The sequence below is a fragment of the Flavobacterium album genome (assembly GCF_003096035.1).
GTDB classification, from domain to species: domain Bacteria; phylum Bacteroidota; class Bacteroidia; order Flavobacteriales; family Flavobacteriaceae; genus Flavobacterium; species Flavobacterium album.
The window spans coordinates 2,967,752-2,988,598 of the sequence record NZ_CP029186.1; the positions used below are offsets into that span (position 1 = coordinate 2,967,752).

15 protein-coding genes are annotated in these 20,847 nt (G+C 43.7%); 10 read left to right on the top strand and 5 right to left on the bottom strand.

Annotated features, from left to right (window positions below; translation table 11 throughout):
- The first annotated feature begins 24 nt into the window (after positions 1-24).
- The 3 genes from HYN59_RS13475 (at position 25) to HYN59_RS13485 (ending at position 8,790) form a co-directional block, all read left to right on the top strand.
- Positions 25-5,142 carry a translocation/assembly module TamB domain-containing protein gene (locus HYN59_RS13475; RefSeq protein ID WP_108778762.1) on the top strand — a complete coding sequence of 1,706 codons (5,118 nt, stop codon included), beginning with the start codon at positions 25-27 and terminating at the stop codon, positions 5,140-5,142.
- The gene (gene tamL, locus HYN59_RS13480; RefSeq protein ID WP_219928777.1) at positions 5,123-7,459 is read left to right on the top strand and encodes a translocation and assembly module lipoprotein TamL; all 2,337 of its coding nucleotides are present in this window, start codon (positions 5,123-5,125) and stop codon (positions 7,457-7,459) included. The genes HYN59_RS13475 and tamL overlap by 20 nt, the downstream gene beginning before the upstream one ends.
- A gap of 89 nt (positions 7,460-7,548) precedes the next feature.
- The gene (locus HYN59_RS13485) at positions 7,549-8,790 is read left to right on the top strand and encodes a pyridoxal phosphate-dependent decarboxylase family protein (RefSeq protein WP_108778764.1); all 1,242 of its coding nucleotides are present in this window, start codon (positions 7,549-7,551) and stop codon (positions 8,788-8,790) included.
- Between the two features lie 3 nt (positions 8,791-8,793).
- Here HYN59_RS13485 and HYN59_RS13490 read toward each other — a convergent pair whose 3' ends face one another.
- The gene (locus tag HYN59_RS13490; protein ID WP_108779740.1) at positions 8,794-10,059 is read right to left on the bottom strand and encodes an NAD(P)/FAD-dependent oxidoreductase; all 1,266 of its coding nucleotides are present in this window, start codon (positions 10,057-10,059) and stop codon (positions 8,794-8,796) included.
- 242 nt (positions 10,060-10,301) lie between these two features.
- Here HYN59_RS13490 and HYN59_RS13495 point away from each other — a divergent pair, with 242 nt between their 5' ends.
- The 3 genes from HYN59_RS13495 (at position 10,302) to HYN59_RS13505 (ending at position 12,927) form a co-directional block, all read left to right on the top strand.
- Positions 10,302-11,276 (top strand): YihY/virulence factor BrkB family protein, encoded by a 975-nt coding sequence (locus HYN59_RS13495; RefSeq protein ID WP_108778765.1) that lies wholly within the window; start codon positions 10,302-10,304, stop codon positions 11,274-11,276.
- Between the two features lie 118 nt (positions 11,277-11,394).
- Positions 11,395-11,682 carry a DUF3817 domain-containing protein gene (locus HYN59_RS13500; RefSeq protein ID WP_108778766.1) on the top strand — a complete coding sequence of 96 codons (288 nt, stop codon included), beginning with the start codon at positions 11,395-11,397 and terminating at the stop codon, positions 11,680-11,682.
- Positions 11,683-12,927, top strand: a complete 1,245-nt coding sequence (locus HYN59_RS13505; RefSeq protein ID WP_108778767.1) for a mechanosensitive ion channel family protein — start codon at positions 11,683-11,685, stop codon at positions 12,925-12,927.
- A gap of 429 nt (positions 12,928-13,356) precedes the next feature.
- On the opposite strand, the gene HYN59_RS13510 is transcribed toward HYN59_RS13505, so the two are convergent.
- From HYN59_RS13510 to HYN59_RS13520, 3 genes are all read right to left on the bottom strand, one after another.
- A complete protein-coding gene (locus tag HYN59_RS13510; protein ID WP_108778768.1) occupies positions 13,357-13,749 on the bottom strand; it encodes an acyl-CoA thioesterase in 393 nt (130 codons plus the stop codon).
- Complete coding sequence (locus HYN59_RS13515; protein ID WP_108778769.1) at positions 13,746-14,165, bottom strand: NUDIX domain-containing protein; 420 nt, start codon at positions 14,163-14,165, stop codon at positions 13,746-13,748. Before HYN59_RS13515 ends, HYN59_RS13510 begins: the two co-directional genes overlap by 4 nt.
- A gap of 365 nt (positions 14,166-14,530) precedes the next feature.
- Positions 14,531-16,507 (bottom strand): alpha-ketoacid dehydrogenase subunit alpha/beta, encoded by a 1,977-nt coding sequence (locus tag HYN59_RS13520; protein ID WP_108779741.1) that lies wholly within the window; start codon positions 16,505-16,507, stop codon positions 14,531-14,533.
- Between the two features lie 144 nt (positions 16,508-16,651).
- On the opposite strand from HYN59_RS13520, the gene HYN59_RS13525 reads away from it, so the two are divergent.
- The 4 genes from HYN59_RS13525 (at position 16,652) to HYN59_RS13535 (ending at position 19,944) form a co-directional block, all read left to right on the top strand.
- Positions 16,652-18,637 carry an AlbA family DNA-binding domain-containing protein gene (locus HYN59_RS13525; protein ID WP_108778770.1) on the top strand — a complete coding sequence of 662 codons (1,986 nt, stop codon included), beginning with the start codon at positions 16,652-16,654 and terminating at the stop codon, positions 18,635-18,637.
- A 54-nt stretch (positions 18,638-18,691) separates the two neighbouring features.
- Positions 18,692-18,859, top strand: a complete 168-nt coding sequence (locus tag HYN59_RS18095) for a hypothetical protein (RefSeq protein WP_181369439.1) — start codon at positions 18,692-18,694, stop codon at positions 18,857-18,859.
- A 10-nt stretch (positions 18,860-18,869) separates the two neighbouring features.
- Positions 18,870-19,349, top strand: a complete 480-nt coding sequence (locus HYN59_RS13530) for a hypothetical protein (RefSeq protein WP_146185939.1) — start codon at positions 18,870-18,872, stop codon at positions 19,347-19,349.
- A gap of 133 nt (positions 19,350-19,482) precedes the next feature.
- A complete protein-coding gene (locus tag HYN59_RS13535; protein WP_108778772.1) occupies positions 19,483-19,944 on the top strand; it encodes a DUF7684 family protein in 462 nt (153 codons plus the stop codon).
- A 142-nt stretch (positions 19,945-20,086) separates the two neighbouring features.
- Here the strand turns inward: HYN59_RS13535 and HYN59_RS13540 are convergent, their stop codons facing one another.
- Entirely contained in the window at positions 20,087-20,845 is a 759-nt protein-coding gene (locus HYN59_RS13540) for a response regulator transcription factor (RefSeq protein ID WP_108778773.1), read from the bottom strand.
- Positions 20,846-20,847: the final 2 nt, after the last annotated feature.

A 20,847-nucleotide genomic window follows, 5' to 3' on the forward strand; every position in this document is an offset into this window, starting at 1 on the left:
ATTAAATCCCTATTTTTAACTTTAATGAACACAAAGGTTAAAAAATACTTACGGAAAACCGGAAAAATACTTCTCTGGATAATAGGAACTGTCATTGGGTTGTTCCTGCTTGTTGTATTATTATTGCAAATCCCATACTTCCAAAATCTTGCTAAAGACAAGGCAGTCAGCTATCTTGAGGGCAAAATCGGCACTGAAGTAAAGCTGGACCGTATTGAGATCGGCCTGCCAAAAAAGGTAATATTGGAAGGTTTATATCTGGAAAGCCAGCAGGGCGATACGCTCCTTGCCGGAGATAAGCTTGCCGTGGATATCAGCCTTTTTAAGCTGTTGAGCAATGAGGTCGAGATCAACTCCATCGACCTTGAAGGGATCACCGCCAATGTAAAACGCAATAAAGATTCCGTTTTCAACTTTGATTATATCATAAAAGCTTTTGCATCGGACAAGCCAAAGGATACTACCGCTGCCCCCATGAAGTTTTCGATAGACAAAATAAATCTTGACAGGATTCATGTAAAATATGACGATGCCATTACAAAAAACAATCTTTCAGCCAACATAGAACATTTTGATACGCGTATAAAGACATTCGACCTGGACAAAATGGAATTTGAAGTGCCGAAAATAAAGCTTGACGGACTCAAACTTACTTTAAAACAGGGAATGGTGGCGCAGGTAGCCCAAACGACACAGAAAGCAGCCGAGGAAGCATCTAAAAAACCCGACCTGAAACTAAAACTCGGAGATATAGAACTGGCCAATATTGATATTGGTTACGATAATGAGGGCAGCCGCCTGGATACAGGGATAAAACTGAAAAGGCTGGCGCTGGAGGTGAATGAGATCAACCTGAAAACACAGTTAATCGACCTTAAAAGCATTGAACTGAACGGGCTGAAAGGCCAGCTGGCTTTTGGGAAATTTGAAAAGCAGGTACAGAAAGCGCTTCCTGAAAAAAGTGCCGCAGTGGCACAGTCACAATGGAAATTTAAACTGGCAAATGCGGATATTACAGATGTTGCTTTTAAATTCGATAACCAAAATGCTGCCCCCGTTGCAAAAGGCATTGATTTTAACCATCTTGATATTTCTGACTTCACACTTGCAGCTAAGGACTTTTCGTATGGGCCTGATGCCATTTCGGGAGATATTGATAAATTCACTGTGCGCGATAAAAGCGGTGTGGATATTAGGGAGCTGCGCACCAACTTCTTCTACGGCCCGAAAGGCGCTGAACTGAAAAACCTGTATCTCGAAACACCGAATACATTGCTGAAAGACCAGGTTATTGTGGCCTACCCTTCTTTGGAATCCATTAAAGAGAATATAGGCGACCTGAAAGTTGACGCTAACCTGGAAGGCAGTAAAGTGGGGTTTAAGGATGTGCTGCTATTTGCCCCTGCATTGGCTGATACCCCTCCTTTTAAAGGGAACCCGAACGGTACGCTGAATATCAGCAGCCGCATGGAAGGCAAAGTGAGCGACCTGAGTATCGCAAAGCTGGAAGTAAGCGGCATTGGGGGGACATCCATCGCGGCAAGCGGCAGGATAAAAGGCCTTCCTGATGTAAAGACCGCTTATTTCGACCTGAATGTTTCTGCCTTCCGTTCTACCTCTAAAGATATCAACAGCTATATTCCTCCCGGTACTATACCTGCCAATATACAGCTTCCGGCAAACCTTTCGGCGAAAGCCAAATTTAAAGGGACACTCCAGAATTTTAATACCAATGTTAACCTGGTTAGCAGCTTTGGGAATGCGAATATCAAAGCTACTTTTGACCAACGCCGTAAGAACTACGAGCACTATAATGCCGATGTAGATATTGTGAATTTTGATATCGGTAAGCTGATAATGAATGATTCGCTGGGTAAAGTTACACTTAAAGCTAAAGTTAAGGGTACCGGACTCAACCCTCAGACAGCTAATGCTACCCTTGCCGGAAAACTAGCTAAAGCGGAATTCAATGGCTACACGTATCGTGACCTGGCTATTAACGGAAAAATAAGCAACGGCAGCTTTGATGTTAAAGCCGCTATGGACGATCCTAACCTTGATTTCCAGCTGGTGGCGAGCGGTGGGTTTAAAGGAAAATACCCTAATGGGAAGATCCGCCTTAATGTAGATATTGCCGATCTTGACAAGCTCAACCTTCATGCAGGTCCGCTAAAGCTGCGTGGCAATGTGGATGCCGATATTACTGATGCGAACCCGGATAACCTGAACGGCACCATCAGCCTGCACCACTTTATGTTCGCTAATGAAAAAGAGGAATTTGCCCTCGATTCCATCAATATTATTACAGTCACAAAACCGGATACCACTTCGATAGAATTAAAATCGTCAATTGCAAAGGCAAGCATAAAAGGGAAATATAAATTGACTGAGGTTGGTACCGCCCTGGGCAATACCTTCGCTAAATATTATAATACTAACCCGGGCGCACCTAAAAAAGCGACCGGCCCGCAACAATTTGATATCGAGCTTGTAATTGATAACGACCCTGTACTGTACAAACTTGTGCCACAAATTACAAGACTAGAGCCAATAAACATTAAAGGAAGCTACAACAGCGTGAATGACAGCATTGTAATAAACAGCGACATTCCGCGGGTAGTGTATGGCAATTACACACTGTCGGGTGCAAAACTCAATATAAAAAATGAAGAAGATGCACTGGGCTATAGTGTTGTGATAGACCAGGTACAGGGCGCGCAATTTACATTACCACACACGTCCCTGACAGGAAATGTGAAAGACAATGTTATAGCCTATAAACTGCAGATACTGGATACTAAGGAAAAAGAGCAATACCTGCTTGCGGGACAATTGAGAGCCGCTAATGGCAATACCGAATTACAGCTTGACCCTGAAGGCCTTAAGCTAAATTATGAGCCATGGAATATAGCGGTAGATAACCTGCTGCGTTTTGGCAAGGGCGGTATTTATGCTAATAACTTTGAGATAAGCAATGATGGCGGATCTATCAAATTACAGTCACAATCAGAAGCGCCTAATGCACCCCTGAATGTGGAGCTGGATAATTTTAAGATCGAGACGCTGACCAATATGATACAGAAGGATGAGCAGAAATTCAGGGGAACCATAAATGGTACGGCCGAAGTGCGCAACCTTACTACAAGCCCTGTATTCACTTCCGACCTGGACATTAGGAATTTTGCTGTGGCTAAAGATACTGTAGGCGATATCAGGATACGCGTAAACAACCAGGTTGCCAACACCTATGCCGCAGAAGTATCGATCACAGGGCAGGGCAACCAGGTAAACCTTGACGGAAGCTACAATATTGTGGGCCAGAATTTTGATCTGGACCTTGATATCCAAAAACTGAATATTGCCAGCGTTCAGGCGTTCAGCTTCGGGCAGGTAAAAGACGGTGAAGGCTATCTTTCCGGAAAATTCGATATTACCGGGACCGTACCCGACCCAAATGTAGCCGGAAACCTAAAATTCAATGATGTAGGCTTGCGGGTGACCCAGCTGAATTCGTTCTTTAAAGGTATGAATGACGATATCACCTTTACAGATGCCGGCATACGTTTTGACAATTTTAATATAGAGGACGAAAAGAGCAACGAGCTGACCATAAATGGTACAGTAGCCACTACTGATTACAGGAATTTCGGGTTTAACCTTAAGGTGGATGCCGAGAATTTCAGGGCAGTAAACTCCAAAGCCTCTGATAATGATTTTTATTATGGGAACCTGTTTATCGATACCCACCTTGCGGTAAAAGGCACACTGGACAGCCCTGTTGTTGATGGCGACCTGCGTGTGAACGAGGATACTGAATTTACAGTAGTGCTGCCACAACAGGATCCGAGGATTGCGGACAGGGAAGGCATTGTGGAGTTCATTGACCAGGATAATATGGAAATGCAGCAACGCCTGAAAATTCAGGAAGCCGTCAATTCAACGGCATTTAAAGGCATGGATGTTTCGGTTAATATCGAGATCGTAAAAGAAGCTGAACTAAACCTGATTATTGACAAAGGCAATGGCGACTTCCTTCAACTGAAAGGCGAGGCCAAGCTAAATGGCGGCATAGACCAGTCAGGAAAAACTACGCTGACAGGACGGTATGAGTTTGATGAAGGTTCCTACCAGATGACGTTTAACCTTATTAAGCGTAAATTCGATATACAAAAAGGCAGTTACATTCTCTGGACAGGCGACCCTACACAGGCAGACGTAAGCATTACAGCGGTTTATAAAGCCGATATCGCACCTATTGACCTTGTTGACAGTCAGATAACAAACCCCAACCAAAGGAACCTTTACAAGCAGAAGATCCCCATTCAAACGCTTTTAAAGATCAATGGCGAACTGCTAAAACCTGAACTTACATTTGACATTATTGTCCCGGATGGGAATTACAACGTAGACCCATCGGTTATAAGCCTGACGAAATCGAAACTGGAGCAGTTGCGCCAACAACCATCAGAACTTAATAAGCAGGTCTTTGCCGTGCTGCTGCTTAACCGCTTCATCGGCGAAAACCCGTTTGCCAGTGAGGCCGGCGGTACGAGCGGAGAATCTATGGCGAGGCAGAGTGTGAGCAAGCTGCTTTCACAACAGCTGAATAACCTTGCTGCCGACCTGGTAAAGGGTGTCGACTTTAACTTTGACCTCGAGTCTACCGACGATTATACTACGGGGCAGCAGGAAAACCGCACCGACCTGAATGTGGCAGTCTCCAAGCAACTACTGAACGACAGGCTGAAAGTTACCATAGGCAGCAGCTTTGGCCTTGAAGGCCCGCAGCAGGCCAATGAGGAAACCACCAATATTGCGGGTGACGTTTCTGTAGATTACCAGCTGACCAAGGACGGCAGGTATATGGTACGCGCCTATCGCAAGAACGAATACCAGGTTGCGTTGCAGGGCCAGGTGATTGAGACCGGTGTTGCATTCGTCATCACGATGGATTATAACAAGTTCCGTGAATTGTTCCATCGCACGGAGGAAGAAAAAGAAGCGCGCAGGCAGGAAAAAGAGCGTAAAGAACGCGAAAGGGCCGAGCGGAAAAAAGAAAAAGAAAAAAAAGAAGCTGAGAAAAAAGAGGATGCCAAAGAAGACCTGCCACCAAACAGTACCAATGACGATGATAAAAAATAAGCTTACATACTATGTGATGTTAGCATTGCTGTTCGCCTATGGCTGCAGCAATACCAAATACCTGCCCGAAGGTGACATGCTTTACGTAGGCGGCGAGGTTGAAGTAAAAGACAGTGTGATGCCCCGCAAGGAACGAAAAGCTATGGAAAAAGTGATGAAAGGATTGCTGCGGCCAAAACCCAACAGTGGTTTCCTGGGGCTCAGGCCAAAGCTCTATATCTACAATCTTGCGGGAGAGCCTAAGAAAGATAGCGGCTTCCGGCACTGGCTGCGGACGAAGGTGGGTGAACCGCCTGTATTGTTCAGCCAGGTGGACCTTGATTATAATGCGGATATCCTGCAGAACTATGCCGAGAACAAAGGCTACTTTAAAGTGCGTACAGCAGCCGACTCAACCTCACGTCATAAAAGGGCAAAAGCAATATATACGGTAACGCCAAAACAGCGATATACAATAAGGGAAGTGAAATTCCCCGGCGATTCGGCAGCAACGGAAATTGACAGTACGGTTGCCAGCATACGCCGCAGGAGCCGCCTGAAAAAAGGGCAGCCTTATGACCTGGATGTAATTAAAGAAGAACGCGAAAGGATAGACCAGCGCCTTAAAAACAGGGGATATTTCTATTTCAGCCCCGACTATATACTGGTACAGGTAGACAGCACCGTGGGCAACCACCAGGTAGACCTGATTGTAAAGGTAAAGGATGAAACTCCCGAACGCGCCAAAAGGGTTTACAAGATCGGGGATATTTTTATCTATCCTAATTATTCGATCGCAAATGCGAAAGATACGCTGCTTACCGCTACCGACTCCATAGAAAAATATAAGGACTTCACGATCATAGACCCGCAGCATACGTTCCGCCCTATTATTTACGACCGTACGATGTTTTTCCGTAAAGGCGACATCTACAGCCGCAGGGACCATAACCTTTCGCTAAACAGGCTGGTGAACCTGGGCACTTTTAAATTCGTAAAGAATGAGTTCCGGCCTTCGGATTCTATCGATGGCGTACTGGACACCTACTACTACCTCACTCCCCTGCCACGCAAATCGATACGTTTTGAAGTGCTGGGCAAGACCAATTCGGCCAACTACAACGGTACCGAGGCCAGCGTGAACTGGAGTAATCGCAACGCCTTCAGGGCAGCAGAATTGCTTTCACTGTCGGTTTTCGGGGGCGCTGAGATACAGGCATCCGGCCAAAATAAAGGATACAACGTTTACCGTGTGGGTGGCGAGGCCAGCATTGTATGGCCGCGGTTCATCACCCCGATAAAGATACAGGACTCGAGCGCTTTTGTGCCACGTACGCGGGCGCTTGTCAGCTACGAATACCAGAACAGGGCGCGGCTGTACTCCCTTAATTCCTTCAGGGCACAGTTCGGCTATTTGTGGAAAGACAATATCCGGACGGAACATAACCTGAATCCTTTTGATGTAAATTATGTAAGCCCCGCAACAGTAACTCAGGAATACCGGGACCAGATAACGGCAGCGGATTCCCTTAACGATGGTACCGGCGAAGCATTGCGCAAAGTAATTGACAAGCAGCTTATTTTCGGTCCAACATATTCGTATACCTACACCAATACGGCACAGAAAAGAAAGAAACATACATTTTACTACAAAGGATCGCTGGATGTAGCGGGAACAATCGCCGGCCTTGGTACCGGCGCTGATGCCAAAACAAAAGAACCTGAACAAATACTGGGCGTTGCTTTTAGCCAATTCGTAAAAACAGAGCAGGATTTCAGATACTACCTAAAGCTTGGTGATAATTCGCAGCTTGCCAACCGTATCATTATCGGCGTTGGCGTACCGTATGGCAACTCGACAGAACTCCCGTTTATACGGCAGTTCTTTATTGGGGGGACCAACAGTTTAAGGGCATTCCGGGCGCGGTCTATCGGGCCGGGAACCTACAGGCCTGAAACGAACCCCAACGGCTTCCTGCCCGATCAAAGTGGCGACCTGAAACTCGAAATGAATACCGAATACCGTGCAAAGCTATTTAGTGTAGTGCACGGGGCGCTATTTGTAGATGCCGGAAATATCTGGCTTTGGAATAAAAATGATGATAAACAGGGATCGCAATTTACAAGCAAGTTCTATGAGCAGCTTGCAGTGGGAACCGGTGCGGGATTGCGCTTCGACCTGTCTTTCCTGATATTGCGCCTTGACCTTGCTTTCCCGCTGCGCAAACCCTGGCTGCCGGAAGGCCAGCGCTGGGTAATTGACGATATAGATTTTGGAAGCAAATACTGGCGCAGGGAAAACCTGGTTTTCAATTTAGCGATAGGATATCCGTTTTAATTTATATTTTTCATCGAAGTAAATACCTTTTAAATGATCACGGTCATATTTTTGGATAGCAGCCCGCAGTAGCTTTGCGAAAAAACAATATGCTTTTTTGGAAAAAACGAACTGCTGAAAACCAGCAGCAATATATTCAGCAGGCCCTCAAAGACAACGTCAATTTTTCAACCGACACATCATTGGGATATCCTGCATCAAAACTGGATCCGAAAGTGTTTTCGACAGAAGCCCCTTTTTTGAAAGATGCTCCCTTGCTTCAGGTCTTTGTAAACAATCCTAACAACATTGGCTGCCATACCTGCGGGACCTCGGAGAAAGCGTTTAAAGGCACGCAGGAAATTGAGGTGGATGTCCTCAATATGATCGCGGTTGATATTTTCAAAGCTCCACCCGGCGGCTTTGATGGCTACATTGCCCCCGGCGGCACCGAAGCTAATATACAGGCCTTATGGATGTACCGAAATTATTTTATCAATGAATATAATGCCAAAGCACAGGAAATTGCTATCGTAGCCTCAGAGGACACACACTATTCTATTGCAAAGGGAGCCAACCTGCTAATGCTGGAATGGCTTAAAATTCCTGTAGACGAAAACAACCGAAGCATTGATGAAAATGTGCTGGAAGGCATTATCCTTGAAGCCCGTTCACGCGGTAAAAAGTATTTCATTACGGTTGCGAATATGGGTACCACCATGTTCGGGTCTGTAGATGACCCTGATACCTACAGCAGTATATATGACAGGCACAGCATTGTTTACAGGCTGCATATTGACGGCGCTTATGGCGGCTTCGTGTACCCTTTCAGTAATCCCGACAGCAGGATCAATTTTAACAATCCAAATATAAGCTCTGTAACTATCGATGCGCATAAGATGCTCCAGGCTCCATATGGCACGGGAATCTTTATTTGCAGGAAAGGGCTCATCCAAAACACGCTTACCAAAGAGGCTGAATATGTAGAAGGCATGGACCTGACATTATGCGGAAGCCGGCCGGGTGTAAATGCCGTTGCCGTATGGATGATATTGTCTACTTACGGGCCGCATGGGTGGTTTGAAAAGATAAGCGTATTGCAAATGCGCACCTCATGGTTCTGCAAAGTACTGCAAGAAAAAGGGATTCCCTATTTCCGGGAGCCTTACATGAATATTGTTACCATAAATGCCGCATTTGTCACGGATGAAATTGCAGCGCGTTTTGACCTGGTACCGCAAAAGCACGACCCATCAAACCTGTGGTATAAAGTAGTGGTAATGGACCATGTTGAGATTGAGCACCTGACAGCATTGCTCAATACATTAAATACTGTCACGGTATTATTATAGTACTCAGGTTTTGGAACGTTTATCTGGCCTGATGATCATGCGCAATGACTGGTCCTTGGAGAAGTAAGCAATCATCCAGTTGTAGAAAGTCGTTACCCTGTTGCGGTAGCTTATGAGCGACATCAGGTGGATGAACAGCCACATCAGCCAGGCGATAAAGCCTTTAAAGTGCATTTTTGGCTTTGGTAAATCTACCACAGCTTTATTCTTGCCTATAATTGCCATAGAGCCTTTATCATGGTATTTAAAGGCTTTTAGCGGCTTGCTTTTCAGTTCGTTCTTAAAGTTTTTGGCGAGGTTAAGCCCCTGTTGTATAGCAACCTGCGCAACCTGCGGATGCCCGTCAGGGAAAGCCGTATCGGTAAGCTGAATGCAGGTATCGCCAATGGAATAAATATTATCGGTATTTACTACTTTATTATAGGCATCTACGCTCATCCTACGGCCGCGGCCATAGCTTTCTGCCGGTATGCCCTCGAATATTTTTGCCGATACTCCTGCCGCCCAGATAAGGTTTTTTGAATAGATGGTCTCGCCGGTATTTAAGTGAACGGTATCCTCGGTATAGTCAGTCACACGGCAATGAAGTTTTACGATAACGCCCATTTTAGTCAGGGCTTTCAGCGTGTCTTCCTGTGATTTTTTGCTCATAGGGGAAAGCAATGCGTCGCCGCCGTCCACAAGATAAATGTTGCTTACGCTCGTAGAAAGTTCGGGATATTCCCTACGCAGGATGCCGCTGCGCATTTCGGCAAACATACCTGATACTTCTACTCCCGTTGGCCCTCCACCGGCAACTACTATATTAAGGTACTTGCGGCGTTCCCTGCTGTTTTTACAAATAGATGCCCTTTCCATGCGTTGCAATAACTTGTTGCGCATCTCTATGGCATCATTCAGGGTTTTCATTGGAATGGAATTTTTTCGGACATTCTCCATCCCGAAATAGTTGGTTTCGGCACCGGTCGCAAATATAAGGCGGTCGTATTCCAGTTCGCCGTTATGCAGCACAACTTTGTTTTCGGCAGTGTTTACCGAGATTACCTCTCCCAGCCTGAAGTGAACATTCCTTGTACCCGAAAAAAGTTTCCTGAAAGGATAGCTGATACTGGATGGTTCAAGATAGGCTGTTGCCACCTGGTAGATCAGCGGAGGAAAAAAATTATAATTATTTTTATCAACCAAAGTTACATCAAAGTTCTTATCCCCGGCGAGGCCTTTTGCAAGATTGATACCGGCAAACCCTCCTCCTATTATAACTATTTTCATGAAATTTTTTTTATGCAGGTTAGAATACTGCTGCTTAACACCAATAAAGTTATGGATTTTACTGTTAGCACACAATGATTTTAGCCCATCACTTTTAAATTTATGAAATAATTGGCTATTTTAAATTGTAAGTTAATTCTTTAGCACAAAACTCCGCAGTCGTGATATTATAATTTTATAGTTATGTTAATATTGTAGTATTTGCCTGATGCTATGCTTATTTTTATGGTAAAGATCCAGAAATGAAAAACGTTTTCAGCAAAAACACATTTAAAAATATTAAATGTATCTTAATTGACACATTTAAAGGCTTTACGAACGACAAGGGGCTGAAGCTGAGCGCCTCCCTCTCCTATTATACCGTATTTTCTATGGCGCCGCTGCTGCTGCTTATTATATCGCTTGCGGGGGCATTTTTTGGAAGAGAGGCCAGTGAGGGTAAAATATTCGAGGAGATAAACGGCCTCATTGGCAGTGAAGCAGCCCTGCAGGTTCAACAGATCATCAAAAATCTTGAGCTTTCGGGTAAAACTACATTATCGGTAATCATCGGTTCTATTACACTTATAATTGGTGCAACAACGGTTTTTGGCGAAATACAGGATTCGATCAATATCATTTGGAAAGTAAAGGCCAAACCGAAAAGAGGGTGGGTAAAGCTACTGAAAGACAGGCTGCTTTCAGGTTCCTTAATTGTTGGGCTTGGATTTTTGCTTATTGTTACCTTGATGGTAAATGGTGTACTACTGGCGCTTAGCGACATGCTCAGAGCACGCTTCCCTGACCTTACTATAATCATTTTGAATATTGTCAATCTGGTGATTAGTTTTGGTGTAATTACAATACTTTTCGGGGTAATATTCAAAGTGCTGCCGGATGCTAAGATCGCATGGAAGCACGTGAGGGCCGGAGCCTTCTTTACAGCCTGCCTCTTCCTGTTGGGCCGTTACCTGATAGGGTTATACATTGAAACCACAGCTGCAGGATCTCCCTATGGTGCCGCAGGGTCTATAATAATCATTCTTCTTTGGGTGTACTATACGGCAGCAATACTCTATTTTGGGGCGGAATTTACAAGGGCCTATACGAGTTTCAAAGGCGCACGCATTGAGCCTGCCGACTATGCCGTATATGTGGAGCAAAAAGAGACAGAGCGCGACGTGAAGTTCATACCGCCTATGCCCTCCTCGCTTGACGACGAAAAAAAAAAGCAGTAATCCCAGGCTATACCTCAAGTGTTATAATCAATACGTAAATGGCCTTTGTGCAAAATTCCCTGTGTTAAACCGGCTGTAAAAATCTGCTATTGCCTACATTTGCAGAAATTTTTATACCATGATACGCCTGTTTAAGATAATAGCTACCCTTGAGGGTATTTCTGCACTGATTTTATTTTTTGTTGCAATGCCGCTAAAATACATTTGGGATACACCGGAATACATTCGCCCTACCGGCATGGCGCACGGTGTGCTGTTCACGATCTATATTATTTTTGCCACAATGCTGAAGTTTGAAATGAACTGGCCGTGGAAAAAATTTATCATAATCTGTCTCGCGTCAATACCTCCATTTGGTACTTTTATAATGGAATGGAAATACCTCAGAACTCCATCAAATTCATAAATGGATTATTTCAACTGGGCATATAAGGCACTTAGGGCGCTCGAATTCGGGCGCACTACATCATTGTATGGCAACCTGGCAGTAAATCTTGTTGTTATAACCGTTATTGCCCTTATTCTGGATTTTGTTTTTAAAAAGATACTCGTATTTGCCCTGGCAGTGGTCGCCCGCCGCACGGAAACTACTTTCGATGATTTCCTCGTTGAGAACAAGACGGCAAAATATGTTGCCCACCTTATTCCGCTCTATTTTATTTATAAAGTACTCCCCATCGTCCTGAAGGATTTTATTTATTGGGAGAACATGATCTCAAAAGGTACCTCGATATCTATTATCATGCTCAGCCTCTGGATCATCAGGAGTATTTTCAACGCGTTGAAAGATTACCTTAAGCAGCAGCCTGATTACAATGATAAGCCCATCGACAGTTATATACAGGTTGTAATGCTGGTGCTGTGGGTATTCGGGATAACCGGGATTATACTGATACTATTTAATACTACGATTACTTTTCTACTAGGAACTTTCGGTACGATATCTGCCATAATTATTGTGGTATTCAAAGATACCATCCTTGGGTTTGTGGCAAGTATACAGGTTACGGTAAACGACATCGTACGCATAGGCGACTGGATAACCATTGAAAAGTTCGGCGCCGATGGCTATGTTATTGAGATCAACCTCGCTACGGTAAAGGTGCAGAACTTTGACCACACCACTACTACCGTACCCACCTACAGCCTGATCTCCGACTCGTTCAAGAACTGGCGCGGAATGATGGATTCGGATGGCAGGCGCATCAAAAGGCATATACTGATTAAGGCCAATAGCGTGCGTTTCATCCACCGCGATGAAATTGAAGACCTTAGCAAAATACAGCTGATTTCTGAATACCTGCTGCACCGACAGGCTGATATCGACAAGTGGAATCGCGAAAACAATATTGATAAGTCACTATCCATAAACGGCCGAAACCTCACTAATCTCGGGATATTCCGTAAATACATCAACAGCTATATTGAGACGCATCCCGGCGCTAATAAGGACCTGACTATCATGTGCCGCCACCTGCAGCCCACCGAAAAAGGCATCCCTATTGAGATCTATCTTTTTACTTCTGATAAGCGCTGGCTGAATTACGAATATATCATGGCCGATATTTTTGACCACGTGATTGCTTCTGTAGCGTATTTCGGTTTGGAGATTTTTGAACTGCCTACGGGTAAAGGGTATATGGAGGAATAAACTCTTCTTTTGTCTTGAAACAAAAGAAGTAAAAGTTCAAGGCTTCAAATTTTTCACTTAAAATCTACAGCAAATTTCTCCCCTCGCAACCCGAGCCGCTCGAACAAGTTCTTCGCTCGCGGGTCGCTCTCCTTCTCCCAACGCCGAACCTTCCCTTAATTTTTACGCGAAAAATTTAAGGCCGAGCTTCACTCATAATCGCTCACTCAAATGACAGTCAATTTCCGTCCGAGTGAAGCTCGCGTGAGCGATCGCAGCGGCATCCCCGTAGCTGTTGAGGGATAAAGTGGAGAGCGCGACGGCGTATCCCCGATAGTTATCGGGAGGAGCCGGCACGCCCTTGAAAAGATATTGGATTATCAGACCTTTAGACTTTTGGAATACCTAAAGTTTCGAATTTATTTTTTGGAATTCGGAATTTCAGAAAAACTACGGCTTTAATATCCTGTCCTTCACATATTCTATCCTGGTCTTGCCGTGGGCGGAAGGGCGGCCAAAACTGTCGAGGTTGACCATAGTGATATTATCTACCGTAATAATCTTTTCCTGTGTCATTTTGTTGCGCACTTCAGAGCGTAGTACTAATGATGTTTTTCCGAAACGCACCACATCAATGCCTATCTCGATAATATCGCCCTGTTTTGCCGAGCTCATAAAGTTGATTTCTGACATGTGCTTGGTCACGATCCGTTGGTTTTCAAGCTGTATGATGGAGTATAATGCAGCTTCCTCATCTATCCATGCGAGCAGCCTGCCGCCAAATAAGGTACCATTGGGGTTAAGGTCTTCGGGTTTTACCCATTTGCGTGTGTGGAATCTCATAGCGTGTACTTTTGTAAGGCTAAAGTTACGATATCTGCATGGTCAAATGCTAATTCCGGCAGGACTTTAACCGAAAACCATTTCGCTTCGGCAGCATCATCAGCGGCTACGGCAACGGCATTTTCTTCAGCAAAACCTACATAAACAACAGATACAGTATGCTGCCTTGGGTCACGACCCGGCTTTCCGAACGCGCCAAGCTGCTCCAGCTCCCTTACTACAAGCCCTGTCTCTTCGCTGAGCTCGCGGCGGGCAGCATCGGGAAGGTCTTCGCCCTCATCTACAAATCCGCCGGGGATAGCCCATTGGCCTTTAAAGGGTTCGTTCTTGCGTTTTATGAAAAGTATCTCGTGGCCTGTGCCTGCCTTACGGAAGATTACGGCGTCGGTGGTGACAAGTATTTTTGAAGTTCTCATTCTTTATTTTCTTATCCAAAATTACGGAATAAGCTATATCTTTTTGAGATATCATAAATGATTTTGTTTATAGTGGTATTTAACTATACCGCAGAGATGAGCAAAGGAGACGCGAAGATTCAAAGTTTTAGACGGTTGAGAACTCAAAGTCATTCTGCTAAAGCAGAATTTGGGGATTAATTTCACGCAAAGCCGCGAAGACGCAAAGTTGAAGACCACACATTGCGTAGCAATAACTTTGCGGCTTATGGGCACATTGCGCCTGCATGAGTCTTAGCGGCTTTGCGCCTTTGCGTGACAAAACCAAAGCCAATAAAAAAGCTGCCTAAATAATTCAGGCAGCTTACTATGTTTCAATCCAAAACTTAATAGGCCATTAACTCAAGCAACGCCCCTTCAAACCTGCCTTTTGATAGATACTGGTCTTCCAGCGCTTTGGTGAATGGAATAGCGCTCTCAAGGCTGCCTACACGTTTCACAGGGCCGTCGAGGTATTCGAAGCACTGCTCCATGATCATGGCCGAGATGTCGCTGGCCACACCGCCGAAAAGCGTATCTTCCTGTAGTATGATGACTTTACCGGTCTTTTTAACCGACCTGAATATCGTTTCCGTATCCAGCGGCTGCAGGGTACGCAGGTCGATAAGGTCGGCCTTGATGTCCGGGTTCTTGTCCAGTGTTTCTAGAGCCCAGTGTACGCCCGCACCAAACGAGATCACCGTTACATCCTCCCCTTCCCTGAGCATTGCTGCCTGCCCGAACGGGATCGTGTAGTAATCCTTAGGTACATCCTGGTAGGCGCTCCTGTATAGCGCTTTGTGCTCGAAGAACATCACCGGGTTCGGGTCGTTGATGGCTGTCGCCAAAAGGCCTTTGGCGTCATACGGGAATGCAGGATACACCACCTTGAGTCCCGGGGTCTTGGTAAACCACGCCTCGTTGGTCTGTGAGTGGAACGGCCCCGCCTGAACGCCCGCGCCGCAAGGCATACGCACTACCACATCGGCGTTTTCCTGCCAGCGGTAATGCACCTTCGCAAGGTAGTTCACGATCGGGTTAAAGCCCGTGGACACAAAATCGGCGAACTGCATCTCTATAACCGACTTCACGCCGTTGATCGAAAGCCCCATGCCTGCCGACACCACGGCCGACTCGCATATAGGAGTATTGCGTACGCGCTCCTTGCCGAATTGTGCCACAAAGCCATCGGTGATCTTGAACGCACCGCCATATTCGGCGATGTCCTGACCCATGATAACAAGGTTTTCGTGGCGCTCCATCGACTGCCTTAACCCCTGCTGGATGGCATCGATCATACGTATATTTTCCACATCCGATGAAGGGTTAACCTCTTCATGCTGATAGGGTTTGTAAACATCATTTAATTCTTCGCTCAAACTGGCTTCAATAGCCGGTTCGGCAGAAGCCTGCTGGTAATTCTCGTCGATTTCCTTTTTCAGCTCTGCGCGGATGGCATCGTCATTATCGTCGGTCAGCACGCCTTCAGCTTTCAGGAACTTGCGGTAATTCTCTACCGGGTCTTTTACGGCCCAGGCATCCATCAGCTCCTGCGGAACGTACTTGGTACCGCTCGCCTCTTCGTGCCCGCGCATCCTGAACGTCTTGAATTCCAATAGTACCGGACGCGGGTTTTCGCGCATCGAGGTAGCCAGTTCCTCCAGCTTGGTGTACACCTCCAATATATTGTTACCGTCAAGGATGTGCGATTCCATACCGTAGCCAATGCCCTTGTCGGCCAGGTTCTCGCAGCGGTACTGCTCGTTGGTCGGCGTGGAAAGTCCGTAGCCGTTGTTCTCGATAATGAACATCACCGGAAGTTCCCACACGGCAGCAATGTTGAGCGCCTCGTGGAAATCGCCCTCGCTGGTAGCGCCCTCGCCGGTAAACACTGCGGTCACTTTGCCTTCCTTGCGAAGCTTGTGCGCCAACGCGATACCGTCGGCAACGCCAAGCTGCGGGCCCAGGTGCGATATCATCCCGATGATCTTGTACTCCTGCGTACCGAAGTGGAACGAGCGGTCGCGGCCCTTAGTAAAGCCGTTGGCCTTGCCCTGCCACTGCGAGAACAGGCGGTACAGCGGGATGTCGCGGCCGGTGAACACGCCCAGGTTGCGGTGCATCGGGAGAATGTATTCGTCTTTGCCCAGCACAGCGGTAACGCCCACCGAGATAGCCTCCTGCCCAATGCCGGAGAACCACTTGGACACTTTGCCCTGGCGGATAAGAATAAGCATCTTCTCCTCTATCAGCCTTGGCTTTAGTAATTTCTTATATAAATCGAGTAATTGTTCGTTGGTTAACTGTTTTCTATCGAAATTCATCTTGTTTTTTGAATAATCGTTAAGGTTGCCCAAAAGTAAGAAAATAACAGGAGGTAGGGAAAAATGTTATGGGAATTTATTTTTGTTAAAATTGTTAAGAAATTTTTTGTAGGTTTATATAAATAATTTTAACCTTACAAACCAATGAATCAAATATTATTTAATGAACTTCTCAGCAGAGGCGAGGCTGACACTTTAGATTTTAAATTGAAAGGGTATTTTGTAGAGGATGTGTCCAGTTCCAAAAAAGACAAGGATAACGATTTCATAAAAGATGTTTTAGCACTTTCAAATACAATACGCGACGAGAATGCTTATATTATAATTGGAGTAGACGACGATGGGAATAAAATTGGCATCGCAGAAGATGACTTTGTTGATGGGGCTGTATTACAGAGTAAGATTAAAGACAAAGTTTATCCACTACCAAAGTTATCCACCTACCCTTTTTATGATGAAGACGGTTTAAAATTTCAGATAATTGAAATTCCTGTTGTATGGAATCAAAGCCCTTGTTTACCGACCTTCACATCTGGGATGATTATTGAAAAGGGGCAGGTGTATTTGAGGAGAATGACTAGTAATGAAAGAGCTAATGCTGATGAAATTGTGAAGATTTCAGATTGGTTAAGAACTTTGCCTAAACAGGCAGAGGCAAACTCAAAAGCACATAAAAAATCGAGAGAAGCATCAGGATTTAGATTTGATGAAGTTACGATCCAAAAGCTATTTGGAAATGAAGCTGCTGAAGATGAAGACACTGATAGATTGCGAGAATATTATTTTAAAAATGATATATTCGATAAGATAGCAGTTGACTTGCCATTAAGAATTTTAGTCGGCCATAAAGGAATAGGCAAATCTGCACTTTTCAATGTTTCCATGTTAGAAGATAAAGATGCTGGACGATTACCAATCAAAATAAAGCCGGGAGACGTCGCTAACCTTGGGAAGGGAACCACTGATTTTTCAGACGCTATTAGTAGCTGGCGAAAAGGATTATTCAGTCTTATTTTTAAAAAAGCCTTAGTATATTTTGGAATTAAAAAAACCTTCGATATAGATTTTGAAGATATTGAGGGACAATTTTTAGATGCCTTGGTCTCAGTTTTGAGCCAAGAATTAGAAGAAGATAATATAAATGAACAATATCTTCGAAGCATAGAAAGGTTTATAGACAACCCTGTTATCAACGTTTACATTGATGACTTAGATAGGGGTTGGGAAGGTACGAAATATGACATTACAAAAATTTCAGCACTTCTGAATGCAGTTAGAGATATTATCGGAACGGAAAATAGAAAACTACAATTCAAGGTTTCCCTAAGATCTGATGTGTATTTTCTGTATAGAACATCTGATGAAAGCACAGATAAAACTCAAGGGTCAGTAATTTGGTACAAATGGACTCAACACGAGATACTTGGTTTATTAATTAAAAGAGTTAGAACTTTTTTTGGAAAAGATGTAGATGAAGGTTTGCTCCGATCTGCTCATCAAGCAGACCTTGCTAAGAATTTAGATAATATTATTGAGCCAATATATGCTGGCCAAGGAAAATGGGAAAATAAAGAAATGTATAAAGTGCTTTTGTCTGTTATTCGTAAACGACCAAGGGATCTAGTTAAATTACTCACTCTAGCAGCAAGGAATGCTGATAATAGAAATTCAAAGATAATAATGACACAAGATATGAAGGCGATTTTTGATGAATATTCATTAGATCGAATTCAAGATACAATTAATGAATATAAATCTGAATTACCTGCGATAGAAAGATTGTTATTTGGAATGAAACCCGATAGAATGACTTCTAAAACTTCCGAAAGTTTCTACTATACTACTGAGAGTTTGTTAAAAAAAATAAATAAGATTAGAGAAAGAGGCGAATTCTTTTTTTCGAATGGGCGAAAAGCTTATGCGAAAGACTTAGCTGCCTTTTTATATAAAATCAATTTTTTGACTGCAACAAAACCTCAAGATGACGGGTTTATTGAACGTAAAGACTTTGAAGAAAATAGATATTTAGTACCTAAGTTTGAGGATTTTGGATATGACTGGGAAGTTCATATGGCTTTTAGGTGGGGGTTACAACCAAGCAATCAAGAGTTTATTTATTCAAAAATCTAAATATCTTAAGATAAAATTCCCCCGCTAGCGACCACAACTATTAAACAAACATTTATGACCACCTCCCAACAAATCAACTCCTACGTTTCCACCCTCCCCGCTCCCAAACGCGCCGAAATGCAGCAACTTCACGAACGCATCCTAAAGCTCTTGCCGGGTGCCAGGCTGTGGTTCCATGATGGTACTAATGTGGAAGGCAAGGTGGTTTCCAACAATAACTAATTTTAAATCAATGAAATCAATAATAAGAATGGGAATATTAAGCGGGTTTTTATCTCTATTTGGCTGCACAAATAATGCATCACTAACGGATAGTTCTATTCGAGCAAAGCAGATCGTGATCACAGAACTGAACGGGCAATTAAAACTTTTGGACCAGCATAAAACAGAATTTGATTTAATCGGCATCACCTCCAATGGGATTGACTGTATTTATTTTGTAAAAGACAGCAACAAATTCCAGATCGAATTTGAAGCGATGGGTAACGATCAGATCCAATTTATTGATAAATTGAAAGCTTTTGCAAGCCAAAACGGATATGCGACCCAGATGAAGACCTACGGCAACAAGCCCCAATACGATGCGCCTGAGGCTCCTGTGCTGAAGATCTTGACAAATTCTGATATAGAAGAAACTGCTGTAATAGCGCAGAAAATTCAGAGAGATGTATTTGGGAATAATGAAGAGACGAAATATGATGTTGTACCTTGATCTGTAAATAAACCAGAGTAAACAACACTTCTAATGACCACAACCCAACAAATCTCCATCCACCTCTCCACCCTCCCCGCTCCCAAACGCACCGAAATGCAGGAGCTACCTCAATTTAATAAATAAACAAGCAATGAAACTTTTATCAACCTATAATAACCAAAAAGTATGCTGGATTGACTATGCTGACTTGCCTGAACAATTACCGGCTAATAACTGGATATGCCTTGCTATTGCTAATAATGTGCCTGATGATGATATTTTTGAAGCTTTCGTGAACGCGTCTGTTGCTAATGGCTTACTTGAATTTAAAGCCTGGGGTAAATACGGAGAGCTGCTTCATGATAATTTTGATTCTATTGTTTCGTTTATTGAAGTTATGGAAGGCCATCCCAAAATTGAAGTAGTGACTACGTGGCATAACGATCAGAGCCTTGCAGATGTTTTTTGGCAATGCTTCTTTGCAACTTCTCTTCCTGAAAATGTGGATTTAAATAATCTTACGGTTGTCTGTACAGATCTGGATGGAATCGATCGAAGCAATGAGCTTGAAGAACATATCGGGCAATTTAAACAGGGTTGGTTGCCTGAATAATTCTGTACCAAAAAAATAATAACCAATGATAACCCAACAAATCTCCATCTACCATAACCCTTAAATCAAAAAAGCCGCACAATGTGCAGCTTTACTTTCCTTATGGGGAATTATTTGATTTTTAAAGATGTGAATTCTATGGTTACAATTTAAGGCTGTTAATCCTTCGGTATTCTTCTGCATTAACCCCAAATTTTTCTTTAAACAATTTGCTAAAGCTGCTATAGCTGCTAAAGCCCAATTCATAAGATATATCTTTTAAGGTTAGCTCTGACCTGTCTAAATATGCCATACATTTTTCCATTTTGCAATGCATAATGTACTGGTGTGGCGTAGTATTGGTATATTCTTTAAAAATATCAATAAAACGGTGCTTTTTCCAGGGGGTCAGGTCTATAAGGTCCTGAAGGTATATTTTTTCAAGAATATTATCATTAATATGTTTGATTACTTTCTTTATATGGTATGGGGTTTCATCTTTTATTGCAGGCGAAGTAACCCTGCTGATGTCTATTTTTTTATATTTAAAGTTATGGAGCGCCAACGCTACATTGGCAATTATATCGGTGGCTTTATAGGGTTTTACAATATAACCGAACGGGAATGTTTTTTTTATATCGTTTATAGTATTTTTATCATACAGGGATGTCATATACAAAAACGGGATGCTGCCTTTGGAATGCAAATATTCGCCAATTTTTATACCGTCATAGGTTTTCCGCAACATCACATCGATTATTACAAGTGCAGGTTTTTTGTCTTCGATCGCTTTTACGGCCTCGTCATAACCCGTTATGTTAATAATGGAGTCATAGCCTTCTTTTGACAGTATCCTTCTTATGTCGCTTGCGATCAGCAATTCATCTTCAACAATAAGTACAAGCGCAGGGTTTCTTTCCATTG